This is a genomic window from Pseudomonas sp. 32_A (genome assembly GCF_017490905.1).
Classification (GTDB): domain Bacteria; phylum Pseudomonadota; class Gammaproteobacteria; order Pseudomonadales; family Pseudomonadaceae; genus Aquipseudomonas; species Aquipseudomonas inefficax.
In genome coordinates, this window is the sequence record NZ_JAFGYI010000343.1 from 1 (window position 1) to 445 (window position 445).

Genomic DNA, 445 nt, shown 5'->3' on the forward strand with positions numbered 1-445 from the left:
CAATAATCCAAACAATTCTGACGGCCAATACGGCGAGTATGCGGAAGGCAAAAATTCCGGCTTCGAATCTGGCAATGAAGGATATGGATCCGGAGGTTATGATTTTTCTGTAAATCAGGATCAGTCCGTGGAGAATCACACTGCACATGATGCGTACTACGCTGGAGGATATTCGGCTCCACAATACGGCGGATTCGAAACACAGCAAGAGTCGAAAAACCCAGTTGCGCCGTGGGCTCTAGGGGTTGGCATGTTGTCATTGCTCGGATCAATTGTTGTATTCGGCTCGTTGCTTGGCATTATCGGCACGATTCTTGCGATTGGAGCCCTGGTTGTCGGTCGAAAACGGCACCCGGAAAACCGGCGCACCGTGATGTCGGTGGTGGGGTTGGTGACTTCGATTCTGTCGATGATCGTAGGAGTAATAATCATGGTTGCTGTCTAC

General features: G+C 50.1%; 1 protein-coding gene. It reads left to right on the forward strand.

Annotated elements, in window-relative coordinates:
• Positions 1-445: hypothetical protein (locus tag J5M58_RS26985; RefSeq protein ID WP_207880481.1), on the forward strand; the 445-nt coding region annotated here is incomplete at both ends.